This window comes from Rhodophyticola porphyridii, from assembly GCF_003688285.1.
GTDB classification, from domain to species: domain Bacteria; phylum Pseudomonadota; class Alphaproteobacteria; order Rhodobacterales; family Rhodobacteraceae; genus Rhodophyticola; species Rhodophyticola porphyridii.
In genome coordinates this window covers 150861-172879 of the sequence record NZ_RCNT01000009.1, presented here as the reverse complement: position 1 = coordinate 172879, position 22019 = coordinate 150861, and the positions used below count along the sequence as shown (strand labels likewise).

General features: G+C 63.6%; 20 protein-coding genes. 10 read left to right on the top strand and 10 right to left on the bottom strand.

The genetic code is table 11. The features are described from left to right. The first annotated feature begins 80 nt into the window (after positions 1-80). Positions 81-509 carry a VOC family protein gene (locus D9R08_RS16710; protein ID WP_121899203.1) on the top strand — a complete coding sequence of 143 codons (429 nt, stop codon included), beginning with the start codon at positions 81-83 and terminating at the stop codon, positions 507-509. Next, on the top strand, positions 506-1195 hold the full coding sequence (locus D9R08_RS16705) for a DUF1194 domain-containing protein (protein ID WP_121899202.1): 690 nt from the start codon (positions 506-508) through the stop codon (positions 1193-1195). Before D9R08_RS16710 ends, D9R08_RS16705 begins: the two co-directional genes overlap by 4 nt. A 28-nt stretch (positions 1196-1223) precedes the next feature. Here the strand turns inward: D9R08_RS16705 and D9R08_RS16700 are convergent, their stop codons facing one another. The 5 genes from D9R08_RS16700 to yajC form a co-directional block, all read right to left on the bottom strand. Continuing rightward, positions 1224-1592 (bottom strand): Mth938-like domain-containing protein, encoded by a 369-nt coding sequence (locus D9R08_RS16700; protein ID WP_121899201.1) that lies wholly within the window; start codon positions 1590-1592, stop codon positions 1224-1226. Positions 1593-1604: 12 nt separating this feature from the next. Continuing rightward, positions 1605-2357: a sulfite exporter TauE/SafE family protein gene (locus D9R08_RS16695; protein ID WP_121899200.1), complete on the bottom strand. Its 753-nt coding sequence runs from the start codon at positions 2355-2357 to the stop codon at positions 1605-1607. Continuing rightward, positions 2350-3447 carry a protein translocase subunit SecF gene (gene secF / locus D9R08_RS16690; protein WP_407690616.1) on the bottom strand — a complete coding sequence of 366 codons (1098 nt, stop codon included), beginning with the start codon at positions 3445-3447 and terminating at the stop codon, positions 2350-2352. Before secF ends, D9R08_RS16695 begins: the two co-directional genes overlap by 8 nt. 88 nt (positions 3448-3535) lie before the next feature. Further along, entirely contained in the window at positions 3536-5203 is a 1668-nt protein-coding gene (gene secD / locus D9R08_RS16685) for a protein translocase subunit SecD (protein ID WP_121899198.1), read from the bottom strand. 25 nt (positions 5204-5228) lie between these two features. Continuing rightward, positions 5229-5516 (bottom strand): preprotein translocase subunit YajC, encoded by a 288-nt coding sequence (gene yajC, locus D9R08_RS16680; protein WP_121899234.1) that lies wholly within the window; start codon positions 5514-5516, stop codon positions 5229-5231. Positions 5517-5683: 167 nt separating this feature from the next. Here yajC and D9R08_RS16675 point away from each other — a divergent pair, with 167 nt between their 5' ends. From D9R08_RS16675 to D9R08_RS16650, 6 genes are all read left to right on the top strand, one after another. After that, positions 5684-7165: a pentapeptide repeat-containing protein gene (locus D9R08_RS16675; RefSeq protein ID WP_121899197.1), complete on the top strand. Its 1482-nt coding sequence runs from the start codon at positions 5684-5686 to the stop codon at positions 7163-7165. A gap of 219 nt (positions 7166-7384) precedes the next feature. Next, on the top strand, positions 7385-8677 hold the full coding sequence (gene serS, locus D9R08_RS16670; protein ID WP_121899196.1) for a serine--tRNA ligase: 1293 nt from the start codon (positions 7385-7387) through the stop codon (positions 8675-8677). After that, positions 8670-9416: a hypothetical protein gene (locus D9R08_RS16665; protein WP_121899195.1), complete on the top strand. Its 747-nt coding sequence runs from the start codon at positions 8670-8672 to the stop codon at positions 9414-9416. Before serS ends, D9R08_RS16665 begins: the two co-directional genes overlap by 8 nt. A 155-nt stretch (positions 9417-9571) precedes the next feature. Next, the gene (surE, locus tag D9R08_RS16660) at positions 9572-10357 is read left to right on the top strand and encodes a 5'/3'-nucleotidase SurE (RefSeq protein WP_121899233.1); all 786 of its coding nucleotides are present in this window, start codon (positions 9572-9574) and stop codon (positions 10355-10357) included. A gap of 7 nt (positions 10358-10364) precedes the next feature. Further along, complete coding sequence (locus D9R08_RS16655) at positions 10365-11006, top strand: protein-L-isoaspartate(D-aspartate) O-methyltransferase (protein WP_121899194.1); 642 nt, start codon at positions 10365-10367, stop codon at positions 11004-11006. A gap of 128 nt (positions 11007-11134) precedes the next feature. After that, positions 11135-12253, top strand: a complete 1119-nt coding sequence (locus D9R08_RS16650; RefSeq protein ID WP_121899193.1) for a M23 family metallopeptidase — start codon at positions 11135-11137, stop codon at positions 12251-12253. Positions 12254-12659: 406 nt separating this feature from the next. Here D9R08_RS16650 and bchJ read toward each other — a convergent pair whose 3' ends face one another. Together bchJ and bchE are read right to left on the bottom strand one after the other, a co-directional pair. Further along, a complete protein-coding gene (gene bchJ, locus D9R08_RS16645; protein WP_121899192.1) occupies positions 12660-13238 on the bottom strand; it encodes a bacteriochlorophyll 4-vinyl reductase in 579 nt (192 codons plus the stop codon). 4 nt (positions 13239-13242) lie between these two features. Next, entirely contained in the window at positions 13243-14886 is a 1644-nt protein-coding gene (gene bchE / locus D9R08_RS16640; protein WP_121899191.1) for a magnesium-protoporphyrin IX monomethyl ester anaerobic oxidative cyclase, read from the bottom strand. 178 nt (positions 14887-15064) lie between these two features. Between bchE and D9R08_RS16635 the strand changes: the two genes are divergently transcribed. Both D9R08_RS16635 and carB read left to right on the top strand, forming a co-directional pair. Continuing rightward, positions 15065-16294, top strand: coding sequence for an SAM-dependent methyltransferase (locus D9R08_RS16635; protein ID WP_121899190.1), 1230 nt, complete (start codon positions 15065-15067; stop codon positions 16292-16294). A gap of 373 nt (positions 16295-16667) precedes the next feature. Further along, positions 16668-19997: a carbamoyl-phosphate synthase large subunit gene (gene carB / locus D9R08_RS16630; RefSeq protein WP_121899189.1), complete on the top strand. Its 3330-nt coding sequence runs from the start codon at positions 16668-16670 to the stop codon at positions 19995-19997. 9 nt (positions 19998-20006) lie between these two features. On the opposite strand, the gene D9R08_RS16625 is transcribed toward carB, so the two are convergent. The 3 genes from D9R08_RS16625 to D9R08_RS16610 form a co-directional block, all read right to left on the bottom strand. Then, a complete protein-coding gene (locus D9R08_RS16625) occupies positions 20007-20582 on the bottom strand; it encodes an ImmA/IrrE family metallo-endopeptidase (RefSeq protein WP_121899188.1) in 576 nt (191 codons plus the stop codon). Continuing rightward, positions 20569-20925: a helix-turn-helix domain-containing protein gene (locus D9R08_RS16620; protein ID WP_121899187.1), complete on the bottom strand. Its 357-nt coding sequence runs from the start codon at positions 20923-20925 to the stop codon at positions 20569-20571. The genes D9R08_RS16625 and D9R08_RS16620 overlap by 14 nt, the downstream gene beginning before the upstream one ends. A gap of 526 nt (positions 20926-21451) precedes the next feature. Continuing rightward, positions 21452-21865: a BrnA antitoxin family protein gene (locus tag D9R08_RS16610; protein ID WP_121899185.1), complete on the bottom strand. Its 414-nt coding sequence runs from the start codon at positions 21863-21865 to the stop codon at positions 21452-21454. Positions 21866-22019 lie beyond the last annotated feature (154 nt).

Here is a 22019-nt window from a genome sequence, read left to right as displayed (position 1 = left end):
GAAGTTTACCGAACTCAGAGGGTGTGATTGCGTGAAACCCGCGCTAGGCTGTCGCAAAAGGCAAGCAGGGAGATACCGATATGGGACTGAAATACCTTCACACCATGGTGCGCGTAAAGGATCTGGAGGCCAGCATGACCTTCTACCAGCAGCTTGGCCTGCGCGAGACCAAGCGCATGGAAAACGAGGGCGGGCGCTTCACGCTGGTCTTCATGGCCCCCCCGGGCCAGGAGGAATGCCCGATCGAGCTGACTTATAACTGGGACGGCGACGAGGGCCTGCCCTCGGACAGCCGCCATTTCGGCCATCTGGCCTATCGCGTGGATAACATCTACGACCTCTGCCAGAAACTGATGGATGCGGGCGTCACCATCAACCGCCCCCCGCGCGACGGGCACATGGCCTTCGTCCGGTCCCCCGACAACATCTCGATCGAGCTGTTGCAGGAAGGGGAGCGTCTGGCCCCGACCGAACCCTGGGCCTCGATGCCCAATACCGGGCACTGGTGATCCGCCCGGCCCTGACAACGCTGGCCGTTGTCGCGGCCACCGCCCTGCCCGCCCATGCGCAGGAGCAGTGCAGGCTGGCGCTGCTTCTGGCCATGGATGTCTCCGCCTCGGTGGACGAAGCCGAATATGCGCTTCAGATCAACGGCCTTGTCTCCGCCCTGCTGTCGCCCGAGGTGCAGAACGGGTTTTTCAACGGCCCCGGCCCCGTCGCCCTTGGCATCTACGAATGGAGCGGCCGGTTTCAGCAGGATATCCTCGTCGACTGGACACTGATCGAAACGCAGGAGGATCTGGTCGGCGTCACCGAACAGATTGCCGCCGCCACCCGCAGCCACGCGGATTTCCCGACCGCACTCGGCTATGCCATAGGCTATGCCGCCGAACGCTTCGCCGAGGCGCCGCCCTGCCTGTTCCAGACCCTCGATATCTCCGGCGACGGCCAGAACAACGACGGTTTCCCCCCGGCGGCGGCCTATGAACATTTTCCGCTCGACAACATCACCGTGAACGGCCTCGCCATCGGCGGTGCGTCCCGGGAAATCGAGCTGTATTACGAACAGGAGGTGATCCGCGGCCCCGGCGCCTTCGTCGAGCACGCGATCAATCACGAGCATTTCGAGGAGGTCATGCGCCGCAAGCTGGAGCGGGAACTCAGGGTCATGATCCTGGGCGAACTGGAGCCCTGATCCGGTACCGGCGGGACCGCGCCGCCGTTCAGCCGCTCCCGCCCGGAACCGGCAGGATCGCGGCCCCGATCCGCCGCCCCTCCGCCAGCAGGACGTTGTAGGTCCGGCAGGCCGAGGGCGAGGCCATAACCTCAAGACCGACCCCCGCCCCCTCCAGCGCGTCGCGCAGCTTTGCCGGAATATGGGCAATCTCCGCCCCCGTTCCCAACAGCAGCACATCGATCTCCGGCGCCGCCGCCAGCAGCGGCGCACTGGCCTCATACCCGTCCCATGGCGACACGCCCGAGGGCAGCAGCAACACGCCTCCCTCGATCACCACGCCGCCGACGCGGAAAAACCCGGGGCCATATCCGTCAACCGGTTTGCTGTCGTCATAATGCACTTCGTTCAGCCGCATCGCGCTTGCCCTTCATTGCCAGACCGGCAGGCCCATCACACCCGCCAAGGCGATTATGCCATAAGCGACACGCCGGTACAGGACATCATAGGCAGGGTCGAACAACGCCTGCCCGCATCGTGTGCCGATTGCATAGACCGGCATCATCAGCACGCCCAGCCACAGGGCGCTGACACTCAGCATGCCCTGAAACGCCATCTGCGGCAGAACCAGAATGGTGATGATCGTCAGAAACAGCAATGTGTTGGCCCGCATCACATCGGCCCGGTTGCCCGCGCCCAGATTGAACAGGATCACGATCGGCCCCATCAGCCCGGTCAGCCCGCCCAGAATGCCGGTCGCCGCGCCCACCCCCGCACGTGCGGCGAAACCCGGGCGCGTGGCATAGCGCCAGCCCGCCATCAGCGCCGCCAGCGTGCCCAGAACCGTGCCCGCCACCGCGGTCCGGATCAGGTCCACATCCAGCACGCGCAGCAGGTAGATGCCAAGGGGCGCGCTCAGAAACGCCGCGCCGATCATGGTGAAGGTGGCCGGTTTGTCCGCCACGCCCCAGGCCCGCGGCACCACCGTGAACAACGACACGACCGCAGACAGCGAAAAGGCCGCTATCGCGAAGGCGGGCTCCAGCCAGATCGTGGCCAGCGGCATGAAAATCAGCGCCGATCCGAAACCGGCAAATCCATAGATCACACCGGCCAGCGCGGTCACACCCAGTATCCATACCAGCCCGTCAAGGGCCAGCACGCCGCTCAGCGCATCAGGCATCTATGTTGGAAAACTGGGTTCCCGCATTCGCGTCAGGCTTCGACCAGTCGCGCTTCACGCCGATCATCAACACCACATTCTTGGCCACATAGATCGACGAATAGGTGCCCACGATCACGCCCCAGAAGATCGCGAAGACGAAGCCGCGGATCACGTCGCCGCCAAGGATCAGCAGCGCCAGAAGCGCCAGAAGCGTCGTCCCACTGGTCATCAGGGTCCGGCTCAGGGTTTCGTTCGCGCTGAGGTTCATCACGTCCTGCAACGGCATCTTCTTGTATTTCCGCAGATTTTCCCGCAGCCGGTCGAAGATCACCACCGTGTCGTTGATCGAATAGCCGATGATCGTCAAAAGCGCCGCGATGGTCGCCAGATCGAAGCGGATCTGAAGCAGGCTGAACACGCCGATCGTCAGCACCACATCATGGATCAGCGCCGCCACCGCGCCCAACGAAAACTGCCATTCGAAGCGCAGCCAGATATAGATCAGGATCGCCGCCAGAGAGACACCCACCGCCAGCAGGGCCGTCATGATCAACTCGCCCGACACTTTCGGCCCCACGCTTTCCACCGAGGGGAAGGTCATCCCCTCATAGGCGAAGGACACCCCCGATCCGGTCGGCTGGTCCGTGCCCAGCACGTCCACGATCTGTTGCCAGCTTCCCAGCGGCAAACCCGCCGGCAGCCGCAGGGTGGAGGTGTCACCGGTGGGGATTTCGGCCGCGATGCCGGCATCCGCCAGCGCGGCGGCCGCGGCCTCCTGTGTCCATGTTCCGGTATCGAAGGACACCGACAGGGCGCCGCCGAAGGACGACCCAAGCGCCTCCTCGACGGCGTTCACCGTGTCCGCCGCCACGCTTTCCTGGCCTTCCTGGGCTTGGATGCGCACCATCGCCACGTTACGGCCCGCCTCGAAGGTCGGGTCGAACACCTCGGTGATCGCGACATCGCCAAGGCCCAGAGGCTCCAGCGCGGCGCGGTAATCGGCCACCACCACCTCCTGGCTGCTTTCCACGCGCAACGTCGTGCCGCCCAGGAAATCGATGCCGAAATTCAGCCCCATGGCCAGCCAGATGCCGATCGACAGCACCATGGCCACGACCGACGCACCGAAGGTCGCGCGGGCATATCGGAAGAAGTTGAAATTCGTCTCGGCAGGAACCAGGCGCAGGCGCATCTTGTCAGACCTCGATTGTCTTGGGACGCCGGCGGTCAAACCAGGTCACGATCAGCAGGCGGGTGACGTAAATGGCCGTGAAGACCGATGTCATGATCCCGATGCCCAGGGTCACCGAAAAGCCCCGCACCGGGCCCGAGCCAAGCGTGAACAGGATCACAGCGATGATGAAGGTCGTCAGGTTGGCGTCGATGATCGCGCTCAGCGCGCGGCTGTATCCCAGCTCGATCGCGCGCGCCGGGCCCTTGGCCGTCTTCAGCTCCTCCCGGATCCGCTCGAACACCAGCACATTGGCATCCACCGCCATCCCGATGGTCAGCACGATCCCGGCGATCCCCGGCAGGGTCAGCGTCGCCCCGATCAGCGACAGGATCCCGAAAATGAGGCCCACATTCAGGATCAGCGCGACGCTCGCGAATATCCCGAACAGGCCGTAACTCAGCACCATGAAGACCAGCACCGCGGCAAAGGCCACCAGCGCCGCGATCTCGCCCGCCGCGATACTGTCGGCACCCAGCTCCGGCCCGATGGTCCGCTCCTCAAGGAAGGTCATCTCCGCGGGCAACGCACCCGCCCGCAGCAGAACCGCCAGATCGGTGGATTGCTGCACGGTGAAATTCCCGGTGATCTGCCCCGACCCGCCGGTGATCGCCTGCCGGATCGTGGGCGCGGAAATCACCTCGTCATCCAGAACGATGGCAAAGGGCGCGCCCACATTGGCGGCGGTGTATTCGCCAAAGGCGCGCGCACCGTTGGGGTTGAACCGGAACGTCACGCTCGGCTGGCCGGTCTGCGCGTCGAAGGCGGGCTGCGCGTCGACCAGATCGTCGCCTGTCACCACGGGCGTCTGCTCCAGAATGTAGTACACGCCCTCCTCGTCCAGCGACGGCAGAACCATCTGGCGGGACCCGGGCACCTCATCGGCCGACCCCGCGCGCCCCACGACCGGGTGGAATGTCAGCCGCGCGGTCGTGCCGATCAGCAGCTTCAGCTCCTCCGCCGATCCGATGCCCGGCACCTGAATCAGGATCCGCCGGTCCCCCTGCCGCTGGATCGTCGGCTCCCGCGTGCCCACCTCGTCCACCCGGCGGCGGACGATCTCCACCGACTGCTGCATGGTCCGGTCATTGGTCGCCTGCTGCTCGGCCGCGCTCAGCGTCACGATCAGCACGTCGTTCTCGCCACGCACATCCAGCGTGCTCTGGGCGATGCCGGTCAGGCTGACCACGGGCTGCGCCACCGCGCGCACCGCGGCCACCGCCGCCGCCATCCCCTCGGGCTGGGAGATCTGCACCCGCAACTCGCCGGCGGGCGCCTCCTGCCGGCGGATCGTGCCCACCACGTCACGCTCCAGCCTCAGCGCGTCGCGCACCTCGGGCCAAAGCGCATCCATCCGCTGCTCATAGACATCCTCCACCCGCACCTCTGCCAGCAGATGCGCGCCGCCGCGCAGATCAAGACCCAGATTGACCAGCGTCCCGGGCAGGAACTCCGGCCAGCCGGCCCGATCCGCCTCCAGCGCGTCGGTGGTCGCCCCCGTCTCCTCGATCAGCGCCACCGCATCGTTATGCCGCTCCACCCGGTCGTAAAACAGGTTCGGCATCGCCAGCGCGAGGCCGATCACGACCACGCCCCAGATCAGCACCCGGTTCCAGATGGGGATGTTCAGCATCGCGGGCGGCTCCCAGAACGGATGATCAGGCCTTCTCGGCGGGTTCGGTCTTGGAAACGACCTGCGCGATGGTCGGGCGCGCCACGCGCACCTTCACGCCCTCGGCGATCTCCACCTCGATCTCGCTGTCATCCTTGACCTTGGTCACCTTGCCGTACAGCCCGCCCTGGGTGATCACCTGATCGCCGCGGCGCAGCCCGGCAACCATCGCCTGATGCTCCTTCACCTTCTTCTGCTGTGGCCGGATCAACAGGAAATACATGATCGCGAAGATCAGGATCAGGGGGAGAAACTGGGCGAAAGCGCTGTCCATGGACGGTCCTCTTGTCGGGTCATGCGGGGCTACCCGCTTGGGTCTGGCGGGCCATCCCGCGAAATCGGCGGCACGATACGGGCGGGCGCGGACGAAGGCAATGGCCCGCGCCCCCGCGATTTCCGGTTTCCCTGCATCGGCCTTCTGCGGCATATGGGAAGGAAGGGATGGATGGCAACCGCGAAAGACGTTTTGGATCGGGGGATCTGATGGACGGAAACAGCGCAACTTCCACCGTGCGGGGTCAGGGCATGCTCTGGCACAGCCTGTCCTCCGGCGAGCAGACCGCAACCGCCGTCATCCTGACCGCACTTGTCATTCTTGCTCTCTACATCTGGGCCGACCGCACGAAATCCGCGCCCGACGGCTCCTCCGGCCTCGCCGGCTGGATCGGCATCCGCGACATTGCGCCATGGCAGGCGCGGCTGCTCGGCATTGTCTTTCTGGCCTTCGCGGGGCTTTTCGCCCTCGCCCTGATCGCATCGTACCGTCTGGTCGGCGCGGCGCTCTTCGCGGACATCTCAGAGACGACTCCCGCGCAAAGCTTCGGCATCGGCGCGCTCCTCGTCGCGCTGCTCGGCGCGCCCTTCCTGATCTGGCGCAGCGTGGTGGCGCAGAAGACGGTGGATATCACCGAACAAGGCCTGATCACCGACCGGATCAACGCCGCCGTGGCCAGTCTGGGAGAAGAGAAAACCCGCGGCACCGGCGATGCGGCCGAAACCCTCCCCAATATGGAGGTCCGCATCGGCGCGATCTACGCGCTGGAACGCATCGCCCGCGAAAACCTCGATTTCCACGTCCAGATCATGGAAATCCTCTGTGCTTACATTCGGGAGAACAGTCCTCTCCAAGAGGCTATCCAAAGCCCCCATGAGGTCTTCACTCGGCTGACCATGAATAACTTGAAAAAATGGACCATGAACCTGCCACCTCTAAGGTCAGATATTCAAGCTGCCTTGACTGTGATCGGGCGCCGTCGGCCCGAGCAAAAACGAGCTGAAAAAGTCAACTCAATCTTGGACCCAGATTTCTGCATCAATCTACGTCGCACCAATCTACAACGTGCACGCCTCATTGGTGACTTTGAACATTCAATTCTTGATGGTGCAAAACTCTGCGGAGCTTGGCTAGAGGGCAGTTTCGCTCATGCTTTGATCCTTGACGCAAGCCTCAGAGCACTGAATGCTCGAAAAAGCAATTTTGCTGATAGCGATTTCTCAGGATCCACTTTAGACGCGGCCACCGTGATTGAATGCGATCTTTCAAGAACACGCTTTTGGTATTGCAACCTTAAGGAAACCAACTTCAACGGCACCACCGTACAAGATTCCGATTTTTTTATGGCAAAGTTCAAAAATACCTTCTGTAATGATAATGCTGATTTTTCATATTCTAGACTGCCAGAAAACCAGTTAGGTGATTTAAACGGCCTACTGGATGGTTGTAGTAGATCGGTATTTATATTTTCAGAAGCTGGAACGACCCACAGCCAATCCATTGAAGCGGCACTTCAGGATGGAAAGCTCGTAAGCCTTGGGGTAGGCTCGGAAAAAGATACAAGGAGTAAATGGTCGGAGTGTCTTTCACGGGCTGGCCGCAGTATGGGCGACTTCAGCCGGAGCTATGGCGTTGATGGGCATCCCTGACCAATTGAGAACGGCCCACAGTTATCCGCAACTGCCTACCACCCCCGCCTACACCCCGCCCGATCCGTCCTCCGATCCGCCAGCGCGCTGACCCGCGCCCGGGATATACCGGTTCTATACCGCGGATATACCGCTTCTATACGCCCCATTTCCCCTTCAAACCCGCCGCGGGATCAGGCATACCCCGCCCAGACCACATGCCCGACCAAAGGCCCGACCATGCACGATATCCGCGCCATTCGCGACAATCCGGACGCTTTCGATTCCGCCCTCGCCCGTCGGGGTCTTACGCCGCAATCGGCCGCCATTCTGGCGCTGGATGAGGCGCGCCGCGCCTGCATTCTGGCCGCCGAAACCGCCCTGGCCGAGCGCAATGCAGCCTCCCGGGAAGTCGGCAAGGCCAAGGCCAGCGGGGATGAGGCCGAATTCGAACGCCTCCGCGCCCTCGTCGCTGAAAAGAAAGACGAAATCGCCCGTCTGGAGGAGGAGGCCAAGACCCGCGACGCGGCCCTGACCGAGGCGCTGGCGGCGCTGCCGAACCTGCCCTATGACAGCGTCCCCGATGGTGAGGACGAGGGTGATAACAAGGAAATCCGCCGCTGGGGCAACCCGCGCAATTTCAGCGTCGCGCCGAAGGAACATTATCAGTTGGCGGCGACAGAGGGCGGCATGGATTTCGAGACGGCGGCCAAGCTGTCGGGGAGCCGTTTCGTGCTCCTGAACGGCGCCATCGCGCGTCTGCACCGGGCCCTGGCGCAGTTCATGCTGGACACGCATACAACCGAAAACGGCCTCACCGAAGTCAACGCCCCCGTCCTCGTCCGCGACGAGATGATGTATGGCACAGGGCAACTGCCCAAGTTCGGGGAGGACAGTTATCAGACGACCAATGGCTGGTGGCTGATCCCCACCTCGGAGGTCAGCCTGACCAATATCGTCAACGACACGATCATCGAGGAAAGCTATCTCCCCCGCCGCTATACCGCGCATTCGCTCTGCTTCCGGTCCGAGGCCGGCAGCGCGGGCCGCGACACCTCCGGCATGCTCCGCCAGCACCAGTTCGAGAAGGTGGAGATGGTCTCCATCACCCATCCCGACCACTCCGATGCGGAGCTGGAGCGGATGACGAAATGCGCCGAAGGCATCCTTGAAAAACTCGGTCTGCCCTACCGTACGGTGATCCTGTGTACCGGCGATATGGGGTTCGGGGCGCGCCGCACCCACGATATCGAGGTATGGCTGCCCGGGCAGAACACCTATCGGGAGATCAGTTCCTGCTCCACCTGCGGCGATTTTCAGGCCCGGCGCATGAATGCCCGCTTCCGCCCCGCGGGCGGCGGCAAACCCGAGTTCGTGCATACGCTGAACGGCTCCGGCCTTGCCGTGGGCCGCACCCTCATCGCCGTTCTGGAAAACGGGCAGGAGGAGGATGGCTCCGTCACGCTGCCTGCCGCGCTCCAGCCCTATCTGGGCGGCAAAACCCGGATCGACGCGGAGGGACACCTTGTCTGAACTCGAAAACCCCGACGACCCGCAGGACAGCGCCAAGCTGAAGGCGATCCTTCTGACCTGCGCCGCACTTGCCTTTGCCGCGGCCCCCCTGATGACGGAGCCCTTCACCGGCTTCGACCCGGAGCAGTTTCCCAACCCGACACCGCCTCTCGCGCTGCAACCGGCCGGATACGCGTTCTCGATCTGGGGCGTGATCTATGCCTGGCTGATCGTCTCGGCGTTTTACGGCCTGATCAAGCGGGATACCGATCCGGGCTGGGACAGAACCCGCTGGCCGCTTTTCCTGAGCCTCGCGGTCGGGTCGGCCTGGATCGGCGTGGCGCTTCTCAACCCGTTGATCGCAACGGTCCTGATCTTCGTGATGCTGGGCGGGGCGGTCCTGGCGATGGCCCGGGCGCCGATGGCGGATATGTGGCTTTGCGCAGCACCGATCGGGCTTTACGCAGGCTGGCTCACGGCGGCCAGTTTCGTGGCCGGCGCCACCACGCTGACGGGCTGGACCGGGCTCGGCCCCGGCGCCGCCAGCTGGATCGGCCTGATCGGCGTCGGCGCACTTGGCCTTGCAATTCTGCGGCTTCGCCCACCGGTCACCTATGCGGTGGCGCTGGACTGGGCCCTCGTCGGTGTCGCGGTGTCTGTCTTCACAAGCCAGCCGCTCAACCTGCCCTTCGCGGTCGGGGTGATCCTCGCGTTTCTCGCCATCGCCCTGGGATTTGTGCGCGGCCTTCGCCCGGGCTGATCAGGCGCAGGCCGCCGGGATCGGGCGGCCTGCATCTCTCAACTGCAACACCTCACCGGCCGCGACCATCGCGCCGGCCTTCCGGCCTTTACCCCGCCCCATCGGAAAAGCTATTGCAGGCCAGAACACGGGCACCGCAGGATCAGGGGCAGCAGATGCGCATTCTCATCACCAATGACGACGGCATCAACGCGCCGGGCCTGAAGGTGCTGGAGGCCATCGCCGCCGAGGTCGCCGGCCCCGATGGCGAGGTCTGGACCGTGGCGCCGGCCTTCGAGCAATCGGGCGTCGGCCACTGCATCTCCTACGTCCACCCGACAATGATCGCCGAGCTTGCGCCCCGCCGCTACGCCGCCGAAGGCACGCCTGCCGATTGCGTTCTGGCCGGGCTCTACGATGTCCTGTCGGACAGCAGGCCCGATCTGGTCCTCTCGGGCGTGAACAAGGGCAATAACGCGGCCGAAAACGTGCTCTATTCCGGCACCATCGGTGGTGCGATGGAGGCCGCGCTGCAAGGTCTGCCCGCTATTGCGCTGTCGCAGTATTACGGCCCGGCCAACGCCCATCTGGACAACCCGTTCGAAGCCGCCGCCAACCATGGCGCGGCGGTGGTCCGCGCACTGGTGGATCAGGGCCATTGGGACAAGGCTGATTACCGGATTTTCTACAATGTGAACTTCCCGCCCGCGCCCGCCGCCGATGTCCGCGGGCGTAAGGTCACCGCGCAGGGGTTCCGCACCGATACCGGGTTCGGCATGGCCCCCCACACAGCTCCGAACGGCCGGCGGTTTCTCTGGATCACGGGCGGGCCGCAGCATATTCCGACCGAACCCGGCACCGACGCCCATGCCAATCTGGAAGGGTACATCTCGATCACGCCGCTGCGCGCCGATCTGACCGCGCATGAGGCGCTGGACGATCTGAAGGCCGCTCTGGAATGACCTGCCGATGACCCTTGATGCCGAGCGCAAGATGCAGTTCCTCTTCGCCCTCCGCTCCAAGGGCGTCACCGATGCACGCACACTCGACGCGATGGAGAAGGTCGACCGGGGCGAGTTCGTGCGCGGCCATTTCGAAACCCGCGCCTATGACGACATGCCGCTGCCCATTTCCTGCGGGCAGACGATTTCGCAACCCTCCGTGGTCGGGCTCATGACCCAGGCGCTCAACGTGCAGCCCCGCGACAAGGTGCTGGAGGTGGGCACCGGCTCGGGCTATCAGGCTGCGGTACTGAGCCATCTGGCGCGGCGGGTCTACAGCATCGACCGGCACCGGACCCTGATCCGGGAGGCCGAGAAACGCCTTGCGGCGCAGGATATCCACAATGTGACGGTGATGACCGGCGATGGCTGTTTCGGCGTACCCGAACAGGCCCCGTTCGACCGCATTCTGGTGACCGCCGCAGCCGAGGACCCGCCGGGCCCGCTTCTGGCGCAACTCAAGGAGGGCGGCATCATGGTCGTGCCCGTGGGGCAGTCGGACGCGATCCAGAGCCTGATCAAGGTCACCCGCGGTCCCGACGGGCTGCAGTATCACGAACTTCTGCCCGTCCGCTTCGTGCCGCTGATCGAAGGTGTCGCGCCCGACTGAGGCGCACCGGGGCTGGCATTGACCTGCCATTGTGGTGTAAAACAGACATAACGACGTGCGAGACACCGGGCCAGCCGGTGCAGACGTACGCATATGGCGAACCGATCTTTTTGAGGACACCCCGAGCAATGCCCGCCCCCAGATCTCTTCTGCTTGGCCTCTGCCTGCCGCTTCTGGCCGGCTGCGTCAGCAACAGCGCCGATTTCGATTTCGACTTCCGCGGCAATGCAATCGCGAACAGCGCATTGGACTCCGAAACCGCGCCGCGCCCGGAACCCGACGCAAACGGGCTGATCACCTATCCCACCTATCAGGTCGCCGTTGCGCGCCGGGGCGACACGCTGTCCAGCGTTGCAAGCCGCCTCGGGCTCGATGCGCAGGAACTGGCCTCCTTCAACGGGCGCAACCTCGGCGACCCGCTGCGCGAGGGTGAAATCGTCGCCCTGCCCCGCCGGGTCAGCCCCACCGGCACCGGGACGGACATCACCTCGATCGCATCCGCCGCCATCGACGAGGCCGATGCCAGCCGCCCCGCGACACCCGTCGCTGTCCAGACCGGCGCGGAGCCCGTGCGCCACCGCGTGACCCGCGGCGAAACCGCCTATTCCGTGGCCCGTCTCTACGGCGTTTCGGTGCGCGCCCTGGCTGAATGGAACGGGCTTGGCCCCGACCTCTCGGTGCGCGAGGGCCAGTTCCTGATCATTCCACTGGTGATCCAGGAGGCCGGAGCGCTGAACGACGCGGGCGCGCCCGGCCAATCGGTCACACCGGTCCCGCCATCGGCGGCCGACCCGCTGCCCGAGCCGATCACCACCGCGCCGCTGCCGGACGCACCCGATCTCCGCGATACATCGCAGCCCGCCGCCGCCCCGGCACCGGCACCGGCTCCCGCCGCCTCCGGCGCGCAGATGCAGCGCCCGGTGTCCGGTACGATCATCCGGCCCTTCTCCTCCAGCAACGAGGGCATCGATATCGCCGCTGCAACCGGCACCGCCGTCCGCGCTGCGGCCGATGGCGAGGTGGCCGCGATCACCCGCGATACCGACCAGATCCCGATCCTCGTCATCCGCCATCCGAACAACCTTCTGACCGTCTACGCCAATATCCAGAACATCCGGGTCAGCCGCGGCGACCGGATCAGCCGGGGCCAGACCGTGGCCGATGTGGGCCCGGGCGACCCCGCTTTCCTGCATTTCGAGGTGCGGCGCGGGTTCGAAGCGGTCGACCCGACCGATTTCATCGACTGAAGACGAAACGGCCCCGCCGGGGCCCTGACTCTCGCGCACCCGGCCAGCAGGACGCGATCGCGGCCAGCGGACCTGTTCACAGGTATCCGGGGCATGGGACCGTCAGGAAAACCGGCAGCCCTGGGACGCCTCCGGCGGCCATATTTCCGGGATAGAGAAGGCAGGGCTTCAGGCGGAGACCGGCCCCCCGCGGCTATCCTTTCGGCTTCACCGGAGGGGCCTTCTCCATCCACGGTCATCGGCATGGCTGCCTGTACCGTGGGAAAACCCTAGGGTCAGGGTCTTTTCCAAGGGTTAACGCGCCCCTTCTCTATCCCGGAAATATGGCCGTCGGAGACATCTTCGCCCAAGAAGGGCCCCCGGCACGGGGGCGTGACGCGGGTGAACTTACCCGGGCCGAGATACTTCAGCCGCTCCGGACCAGTTCGAAACGACAGGCCCGGGCCCCCTGTGCGCAGCACCCCACCTCGGCACAGTGCCAACCCGGACCGCACAACGCAGAAAACAGGCGACCGAAGACTGCTGCGTGCCAGTGGCAAAGCGGCGTCGCGGCATGCTCACCCCGGACGACCGGATTATCCGCGATCTCGAAGACCACCGGCCAAGTGGAGACCAGTCGAAATACGCCCGAGCCGCAGAAGGTCCAGGCATGCTTCGCCACGGCCTTCGCAAGCATCGGGGCGGCCAGCCTGGCGGGCAGACATTTCAGCACCGCCTGCGCCGCGGGCGGGATCCGGTTGGCGAGAATGTAGTCTCCCGTACGCCGCCCGGCGGCGTCGGCCAGCATCGGGGCCACGTCAGGCATCTCCGCCCGCATCACCTGATGCAGCCGTGCTGCGGGCGCCTCCTCCATCAACCCCTCCTCCGGGTCCGGCAAATCGGACAGGCCCGCCAGTGCCAGCATATGCGCCACCGCGTCCGGCCCGGCGGCATCTTCCAGTACCGGAACCAGTTGCAGGATCGCATTGGGGCCGATCTTGGCCATCCGCTCACTCCGCCGGAATCACGTCATCCATCTGCTTGTCGCCACCGCCGCAGGCCTTGACCTCGGCGCCGTTCGGCATCTTGAAAGAGGTATCGCGGGACACCTTCTGCGCTCGTTTCTGCGCCGCGATATCCTGGGTGGACTGCCAGTCGTCCATCTGCGCCTTGGCGATCGTTCGTGTCCGGTCGAAGTTGAAATTGACCTTGTCCTTCGATTGCGGGCCCCAGTAATTCGCCTTGCCCAGATCGTAGAACGTCCGCGCGAACCCGGCCTTTGCGAAGGCTTTCAGACAGCCAAGCAAGTATTTCCGCCGATATCCGTTTCCGCGCCAGGGGTAGTAGAACAGGGCCTTGCGGGAATAGAAGCGCCGGTAGTTATGCATCACGCGGTCCAGAAGCGTGGCGCGGTCCATCGCCTCGGGCGCCATGATCGGCGTAACGAAATTGTATTTGGAGAAGTCGAAGATCTCGACCTTGTCCTTGAGCTCCTGAAACAGCGGCGTGAAGGGCCAGGGCGTGTACATCGCCCAGTTGGCCAGATCCGGCTGCCAGTCCCAGGCCATCTGGAAGGTCTCTTCCAGCGTCTCGGGCGTCTCGTTGTCCAGACCGACGATGAACTGTGCTTCCACGAAGATATCCGCCTCCCGCAGCAGGCGGATCGCTTCCTTGTTTTCCTCGACCTTGGTTTCCTTGTTGAACTGGTCCAGTTTCAGCTGCGCCGCCGCCTCTGTGCCGAGGCTCACATGCACCAGCCCCGCGCGCCGGTAAAGCGGCAGCAGCTCCTTGTCGCGCATGATATCGGTGACCCGCGTGTTGATCCCCCATTGCACCCGCCGCGGCAGATCACGCCTGATCAGCTCCTCGCAGAACTGGATGAATTTCCGCCGATTGATGGTCGGCTCCTCGTCGGCCAGAATGAAGAAGCCCACATCGTGTTCGTTCACGAGTTGCTCGATCTCGTCGACCACCTTCAGCGGGTCCCGCACCCGGTAGTCACGCCAGAATTTCCACTGCGAGCAGAACGAGCAGGTAAACGGACAGCCGCGCGCCAGATTGGGGATCGCCACGCGCCGCCCAAGCGGCACATAGATGTATTTCTCCCATTCCAGCAACGACCAGTCGGGCGAGATCGCATCGAGGTTCTTAACCGTGGAAGCCGCCTGCGTCGCCTTGATCGTCTCCCCGTCCTTGAAGGCAAGCCCCTTGATCCTGTGCCTGTCTTCGGGCCAGCGTCCGTCGCGCACCGCCTCCATCAGCTCCACGATGATCTCTTCGCCTTCGCCGCGCACGATCACGTCGACGCTGTCGCATTCGCTCAGCACCTGCTTGTACATGAAGGTCGCATGCACCCCGCCCAGAACCCTCAGCGCGTTCGGCACCACTTCCTTGGCCACCTGCAAGGTCTGCTCGGCCACATAGATCGATGGCGTGATCGCGGTCGTGCCCACCACGTCGGGCTGCAACTCCGCCAGTCTGACACGCAGGTCCCCCTCGCTCAGATCATGGGTCATCGCATCGATGAACTGAACGTCGTCGAACCCCGCCGATTTCAGCGATCCCGCCAGATATGCCACCCAGGCCGGTGGCCAGTTGCCCGCGATCTCCGCCCCGCCGGAGTGATAATTCGGATGTATCAACACAATCCGCATGGCCCGTCTCCCTGCTTATCTGTCAACCCAGACCACACGTAAACATGTCAACCTGCCTTGACACAGATCAATCCTCGCCGGTTTCGACCCGTTAACCTTTTCTTTTCCGCAAGGGTCTGGCACAATCCGATCCCCGAGGGCTTCGGATCGACCTTGTCATGATGAGGGAGGCGAGAAGATGTGGGACCGGCTTCTGGATCACATGCTCGGTGGGTTCATCACCACCGGGGAGCTTCATGTTACCTATCCCGATGGACAGGAACGGAAATATGGCGTTGCAGACGCCCCGCCCGTCCATATCAGGTTCCACGATGCCGACCTTCCCCGGCGCCTGGTCCTCAGCACCGAAATGGCTCTGGGCGAAGCTTATATGGATGGCGGAATGACCATCGCTCAGGATGATCTGGAGGGTTTCCTGACCCTGATCATACGCAACGCGGTCGCATCGGACCATCTCTGGTGGCGGAAAACTGCTCTCGGATTGCGCAGGGCCCGGCGCATCTTCGACCAGTGGAACCCCGCGCACCGCGCCCGGCAGAACGTCGCCCATCACTACGATCTGTCCTCTCGGCTCTACGATCTCTTCCTCGACGAGGACCGGCAGTATTCCTGCGCCTATTTCAGCCGGCCCGACATGTCGCTCGAAGAGGCGCAGGCGGCCAAGAAACACCACATCGCCGGCAAGTTGCTGCTGCAACCGGATATGGAGGTGTTCGAGATCGGCTGCGGCTGGGGCGGGTTCGGCCTGACGCTGGCCCGCGATTACGGCGCGCGCGTTCTGGGCGTCACCCTGTCGGAGGAACAGCACCGCATAGCCACCGATCGCGCCGCCCGGGCGGGGCTGGCCGACCGGGTCCGCTATGAACTGCGCGATTACCGCTCGGTCACCGGGAAGTTCGACCGCGTGGTCTCGATCGGCATGTTCGAACATGTGGGCGTGCCCCATTACCGGGAATACTTCACCCATGTGAACGACCGGCTGAAACCCGACGGGGTGGCGCTGATCCACACCATCGGCCGCGCCGCGCCCCCGGGCAGCACATCGCCATGGATCACCAAGTACATCTTCCCAGGCGGCTATGTGCCGGCGCTGTCGGAAATGTCGAGAGCGATGGAGAAATCCGGCCTCTACCCCACGGATCTGGAGATCTGGCGGCTGCATTATGCCGAAACCCTGCGCCATTGGCACGACCGGTTCACCGCCCGCGAGGCGGAGGCGCGAGCGCTCTACGACGAGCGCTTCACCCGGATGTGGCGCTACTATCTCAAGGCCTCGGAACTGACCTTCCGCCATCACCGGCAATGCGTGTTTCAACTGCAACTGGCAAAGCATCAGCAGGCCGTGCCGCTGACGCGGGACTATCTCTATGCCGACGGCCCCGATGCGCGGCAGCATGCGGCGGAATAGGCAGAGCGCCTGCGGGAACCGGATGCCCTTTCGCAACCCGGCCTGACCGCATCCGGCTGCGCAGCGCACGAGGGCATATCCCCCACGGTGCTGACGCGCAGGCCGCCCCCGGGCCCTATCTCGCATGGGGGCTTCGGGCCGGGGGCCTTCATCGCCCGCGGTCATCGGCGTGCCCGCCTCTGCCGCAACCCCGATTTCACCTGTCCGGTATTAAACGGGGTTAACCCGGCTTCACTACTTTGCAAATATGTCCGCCGGAGGCATCGCGCCCAAGGGCGCGCGGGCCCAAGCCGCGCCGCCCGACCGATATGGGTTGCGCCCAAGGCCCCCAAGTCTATAACGCCGACAGTTTGCTTGGGCCTTGGGGGACGAGATGCCAAAAAGAACCGATATCAGCTCGATCATGATCATCGGCGCGGGCCCCATCGTCATCGGGCAGGCCTGCGAGTTCGACTATTCCGGCGCCCAGGCCTGCAAGGCGCTGCGCGAGGAAGGCTACCGGGTCATCCTCGTCAACTCCAACCCGGCCACGATCATGACCGACCCGGGCCTGGCCGACGCCACCTATATCGAGCCGATCACGCCCGAAGTCGTCGCCAAGATCATCGAGAAGGAGCGCCCGGACGCGCTTCTGCCCACGATGGGCGGTCAGACCGGCCTCAACACCTCCCTCGCACTGGAGGAGATGGGCGTGCTGGAGAAATTCGGTGTGGAGATGATCGGCGCCAAGCGCCCCGCGATCGAGATGGCCGAAGACCGCAAGCTGTTCCGCGAGGCGATGGACCGGATCGGGCTGGAAAACCCCAAGGCCACCATCGTCGCCGCCCCGAAGCTGGAAAACGGAAAACACGACATCGCCGCGGGTCTCCAGCAGGCCATCGACGCCATCGAATATGTGGGCCTGCCCGCCATCATCCGCCCCGCCTTCACCCTTGGCGGCACCGGGGGTGGCGTGGCCTATAACCGGGAAGAGTACGAGCATTTCTGCCGCAGCGGGCTGGAAGCCTCCCCGGTCGCGCAGATCCTGATCGACGAAAGCCTGCTCGGCTGGAAGGAGTTCGAGATGGAGGTGGTCCGCGACCGGGCCGACAACGCCATCATCGTCTGCGCCATCGAAAACGTCGACCCGATGGGCGTGCATACGGGCGACTCGATCACCGTGGCCCCGGCGCTGACGCTGACCGACAAGGAATATCAGATCATGCGCAACGGCTCCATCGCCGTGCTGCGCGAAATCGGTGTGGAAACCGGCGGCTCCAACGTGCAATGGGCGGTGAACCCCGCCGATGGCCGCATGGTCGTCATCGAGATGAACCCGCGGGTCAGCCGGTCCTCCGCGCTCGCCTCCAAGGCGACCGGGTTCCCGATTGCGAAAATCGCGGCCAAGCTGGCGGTGGGATACACGCTCGACGAGCTGGACAACGACATCACCAAGGTCACGCCCGCCAGTTTCGAGCCCACCATCGATTATGTCGTCACCAAGATCCCCCGCTTCGCCTTCGAGAAATTCCCGGGCAGCAAGCCGGAACTCACCACCGCGATGAAATCCGTGGGCGAAGCCATGTCCGTCGGGCGGACCTTTCATGAGTCCGTGCAAAAGGCGCTGGCGTCGATGGAAACCGGCCTGACCGGGTTCGATGAAATCGACATTCCCGGCGCCCCCGACCCCGCGGCCATCACCAAGGCGCTCAGCCGGCAGACCCCCGACCGGCTCCGCGTCATTGCGCAGGCGATGCGTTTCGGGCTCAGCGACGACGAGATTCATGCCGTCACCCGCTTCGACCCATGGTTCCTCGCCCGCATCCGGGAGATTATCGAGGCCGAGGACGGCGTCCGCGAGAATGGCCTGCCGAGCGATGAAAAAGGCCTCCGCGCGCTCAAGATGATGGGCTTCACCGACGCCCGCCTCGCCCGGCTCACCAACCGGTCCGAGGCCAGCATCCGCGCCGACCGGCTGAGCGCCGGCGTAACGGCCGTCTTCAAACGCATCGACACCTGCGCCGCCGAGTTCGAGGCGCAGACGCCCTATATGTATTCCACCTACGAGACCCCGGTCATGGGCGAGGTGGAATGCGAGGCCCGTCCCTCGGACGCCCGGAAAGTCGTGATCCTCGGTGGCGGTCCCAACCGGATCGGCCAGGGGATCGAGTTCGACTATTGCTGCTGCCACGCCTGTTTCGCGCTCACCGACGCGGGCTTCGAGACGATCATGGTCAACTGCAACCCCGAGACCGTCTCCACCGATTACGACACCTCCGACCGGCTCTATTTCGAGCCGCTCACCTTCGAACATGTGATGGAGATCTTCCGCATCGAGCAGGAGAACGGCACACTCCATGGTGTCATCGTTCAGTTCGGCGGCCAGACACCGCTCAAACTCGCCAACGCGCTGCATGACGCGGGCATTCCGATCCTCGGCACCACGCCCGATGCCATCGACCTCGCCGAAGACCGGGAGCGGTTCCAGCAGCTTGTCCAGCGTCTCGACCTGAAGCAGCCGAAGAACGCCATCGCCACCACCGATGCGGAGGCCAGGGCCGCCGCCGAAACCCTCGGCTATCCGCTCGTCATCCGCCCGTCCTACGTGCTTGGCGGCCGCGCGATGGAAATCGTCCGCGACGCCGCACAGCTCGACCGCTACATCGCCGAGGCGGTCGTTGTCTCGGGGGACAGCCCGGTCCTGCTCGACAGCTACCTCTCCGGCGCCGTGGAGGTCGACGTGGATGCGCTCTCCGACGGCGAGGACGTCCATGTGGCGGGTATCATGCAGCATATCGAGGAGGCCGGCGTTCACTCCGGCGACAGCGCCTGCTCACTGCCGCCGCACACGCTCTCCGACAGCATCATCGACCGGATCACCGAACAGACCGTGGCGCTGGCCAAGGCACTCCGGGTGGTGGGCCTGATGAATGTCCAGTTCGCGGTCAAGGATGACGAGATCTACCTGATCGAGGTCAATCCCCGCGCCTCGCGCACCGTGCCCTTCGTCGCCAAGGCCACCGACAGCGCCATCGCGTCCATCGCCGCGCGCCTCATGGCAGGCGAAAAACTGTCCGGCTTTCCCGTCGCCACGCCGCATCAGCCCGTGGATGACGCCACGCCGATCATCCCCAACGACCCGATGTCGCTTGCCGATTTCCGCACACCCTGGTTCTCCGTCAAGGAGGCCGTGCTGCCGTTTGCCCGTTTTCCCGGCGTCGACACGCTGCTTGGCCCCGAAATGCGGTCGACCGGCGAGGTCATGGGCTGGGACCGCACCTTCCCCCGCGCCTTCCTCAAGGCGCAACTGGGTGCCGGAACCACGCTTCCCGACGCGGGCGCCGTGTTCCTGTCGATCAAGGATGCCGACAAGACCCCGCAACTGCTTGAGGCCGCGCGGATCCTCACCGATCTGGGCCTGACCATCCTCGCCACCCGCGGCACCGCCGCCTTCCTGTCGGAGCATGGCATCCCCTCCGATGTGGTGAACAAGGCCTATGAAGGCGGACGCACGATCGTCGACATCATGAAGGACGGCCATGTGAGCCTTGTCCTCAACACCACCGAGGGCGCGCAGGCGGTCGAAGACAGCCGCTCCATGCGCGCGGTCGCGCTTTACGACAAGATCCCCTATTTCACCACGCTGGCCGCCAGCCATGCCGCCGCGCTGGCGATGAAAGCGGCGCGGGAAGGGGAGTTGGGGGTGAGGTCGCTACAGGGGTGAGGATGGACTTCAGAAACCTCGGGCACGATTGCGTTTGTTGTAGGCCCAGTTCTTGGCATTGGTAATTCTGAGCCTGTATTCGACGAGCGATGGGCTTACTCCATAGTGCCTGCCTGCATCTGAGTTTGAGACACTGGACATCGCGATTTTCAGCGCAGCGTGTTTGGGCACCAAAAGCGTCATACCAAGTTCGCGTGCTTCATGCTCAAGTATTGGATCGTAGTCACGCGTTCCGTCGCCACAATCTGGTGGGGTCAGCGGATGCCCCAACACTATATGAGCGATTTCATGTGCAATATCAGATGCTTGCCTGCTCTCCGCTACGTAGTCATTGTGCAAAATTCCTTTGCGGCTATCACCCAGCGGAATAACACACCCAAAAAACTGTTTCTCACTGGCCTCCAACAGCCATTTGAAAGGATCGGTGTCTCCCTCCAACTGCGACGTGCCCAGAATGGGTATTTCTAGCCATTCAGCTAAGGCTCTGGGGCACATCGGAGCATGTTTCTGGAGGCCCAGATCTCCTCGAAACTGTGTCGCAAGGTCTTCGAAAAACGTCCTTAGCCCGTGCTTAAGTCTCGTCATCCTTGCGTCTCATCTGTTGATAGGCTGTTTTGAGCATTACCTCCAAGGCCTTAACAGCCTCTTGTTCCAAGTTCTTATCCGCTCTGAGAATAGTAGTGATCTCTGCTAGTGGTTCCGCATCGCCTTGCTCACCCAATCTGTAGAATTTGCGCACATCAATCCCTGACCAACTGGCCAAAGATGCCAAACCGTCAACGTCGGGGCGTTTGCCTTGGCCCATCCTCGTCAACGTGGAAGCAGCTACTCCCGTCTTAGATGCCACCTGCTTCCATGTCAGACCTTTTGATTCCCGGTGTGCATTTAGCGCCGCGAAGAAGCCCTGTGCGTCAAAAGGTTGGTTCATATAGTGACCTCCTATTGCAGTATTGCAATTATTTCCGAATCGCCTATATTGGCGATCAGTTGCAATATCGCAATCAATCGGTCACTTGGGCAAGAGGCTAAAATGAAGCACTTTTATGTAAACAACACCGCACAACAGTACGGCGACCACGAAGTACACGAGCAGGGCTGCTACTGGCTCTCGCTGGCTAAGAATACCAGCTATCTCGGTCAATTCTCTGACTGCCATGGTGCGGTTGCCGAGGCAAAACGCAACCATCACCGCCAGTCGAACGGGTGCGCAACTTGCTCTCCGGCGTGCCACACATCTTAGGGAAATCGAAAAATGGCAACCAATCCACCCTCCGGTGACGCTAAGCGCAACGGCGCTGTCCGTGGCCGGTCCCAAACCCAGGCACCGAACGGCAACTGGGTGAAGCGGGACACCAAAACGGGCCGCTTCATGGATCAAAAAACCTCTTCCAAAACGCCCTTTAAAGGCGTTCGCAAAGAGAAGTAAGCAATCGAGGGGCGGCCCAAGTCGCCCCTCACCGCCCCCGCTCATGCCTCCCCCGCCGTCTCACCTTCCCTTCCATCTCGCCCCAGCGCACCCGCTCCGTCCCCACGGCCAGACCTTCCTTATACGCGTCCTTCGTGTCATCCCCTTTAAGCAGTCCCATCAGTTTCGCATGCATGAAGCTGCGCAGCACATCGTTCATCCGCGGCTGATACCCCGGCCCCATCGACTTGAACCATTTCACCACATCCTCATCGACCGAAAAGCAGATCTTCGTCTTCTTTCTCTCCCGGCGCTGGCTGATCTCGTGCCAGGCATGCGGAATGCGCAGATGCGTGGCGATCTTGTGGTGCATGTCCCATTCGAGCCGCTGCATCGCCTCCATCATGTAGTAGTGGTCGTAGCGCTGCCTTTTGGTCAGCGGCTTGTCGTCGAACGGGTCCATGATCCTGCTCCTTGCCCAGGGCGAAGGCGCAGTTTCGCGAAAATTTCCTAAAATTGGGTGGATACCCGGAGGATATACCGGATCTATACCAATGATATACCGGGTCTATATCTTGACCTCGGGCCAAAATCCGGCCCATCTGGGCACCCAGGGG

Bases quoted from the DNA above. Each gene is read 5' to 3' on its own strand.
- D9R08_RS16710 (WP_121899203.1), top strand. From the start codon at position 81: ATGGGACTGAAATACCTTCACACCATGGTGCGCGTAAAGGATCTGGAG.
- D9R08_RS16700 (WP_121899201.1), bottom strand. From the start codon at position 1,592: ATGCGGCTGAACGAAGTGCATTATGACGACAGCAAACCGGTTGACGGA.
- D9R08_RS16695 (WP_121899200.1), bottom strand. From the start codon at position 2,357: ATGCCTGATGCGCTGAGCGGCGTGCTGGCCCTTGACGGGCTGGTATGG.
- secF (WP_407690616.1), bottom strand. From the start codon at position 3,447: ATGGTGCTGTCGATCGGCATCTGGCTGGCCATGGGGCTGAATTTCGGC.
- secD (WP_121899198.1), bottom strand. From the start codon at position 5,203: ATGCTGAACATCCCCATCTGGAACCGGGTGCTGATCTGGGGCGTGGTC.
- yajC (WP_121899234.1), bottom strand. From the start codon at position 5,516: ATGGACAGCGCTTTCGCCCAGTTTCTCCCCCTGATCCTGATCTTCGCG.
- D9R08_RS16675 (WP_121899197.1), top strand. From the start codon at position 5,684: ATGGATGGCAACCGCGAAAGACGTTTTGGATCGGGGGATCTGATGGAC.
- serS (WP_121899196.1), top strand. From the start codon at position 7,385: ATGCACGATATCCGCGCCATTCGCGACAATCCGGACGCTTTCGATTCC.
- surE (WP_121899233.1), top strand. From the start codon at position 9,572: ATGCGCATTCTCATCACCAATGACGACGGCATCAACGCGCCGGGCCTG.
- D9R08_RS16655 (WP_121899194.1), top strand. From the start codon at position 10,365: ATGACCCTTGATGCCGAGCGCAAGATGCAGTTCCTCTTCGCCCTCCGC.
- D9R08_RS16650 (WP_121899193.1), top strand. From the start codon at position 11,135: ATGCCCGCCCCCAGATCTCTTCTGCTTGGCCTCTGCCTGCCGCTTCTG.
- bchJ (WP_121899192.1), bottom strand. From the start codon at position 13,238: ATGGCCAAGATCGGCCCCAATGCGATCCTGCAACTGGTTCCGGTACTG.
- bchE (WP_121899191.1), bottom strand. From the start codon at position 14,886: ATGCGGATTGTGTTGATACATCCGAATTATCACTCCGGCGGGGCGGAG.
- D9R08_RS16635 (WP_121899190.1), top strand. From the start codon at position 15,065: ATGTGGGACCGGCTTCTGGATCACATGCTCGGTGGGTTCATCACCACC.
- carB (WP_121899189.1), top strand. From the start codon at position 16,668: ATGCCAAAAAGAACCGATATCAGCTCGATCATGATCATCGGCGCGGGC.
- D9R08_RS16625 (WP_121899188.1), bottom strand. From the start codon at position 20,582: ATGACGAGACTTAAGCACGGGCTAAGGACGTTTTTCGAAGACCTTGCG.
- D9R08_RS16620 (WP_121899187.1), bottom strand. From the start codon at position 20,925: ATGAACCAACCTTTTGACGCACAGGGCTTCTTCGCGGCGCTAAATGCA.
- D9R08_RS16610 (WP_121899185.1), bottom strand. From the start codon at position 21,865: ATGGACCCGTTCGACGACAAGCCGCTGACCAAAAGGCAGCGCTACGAC.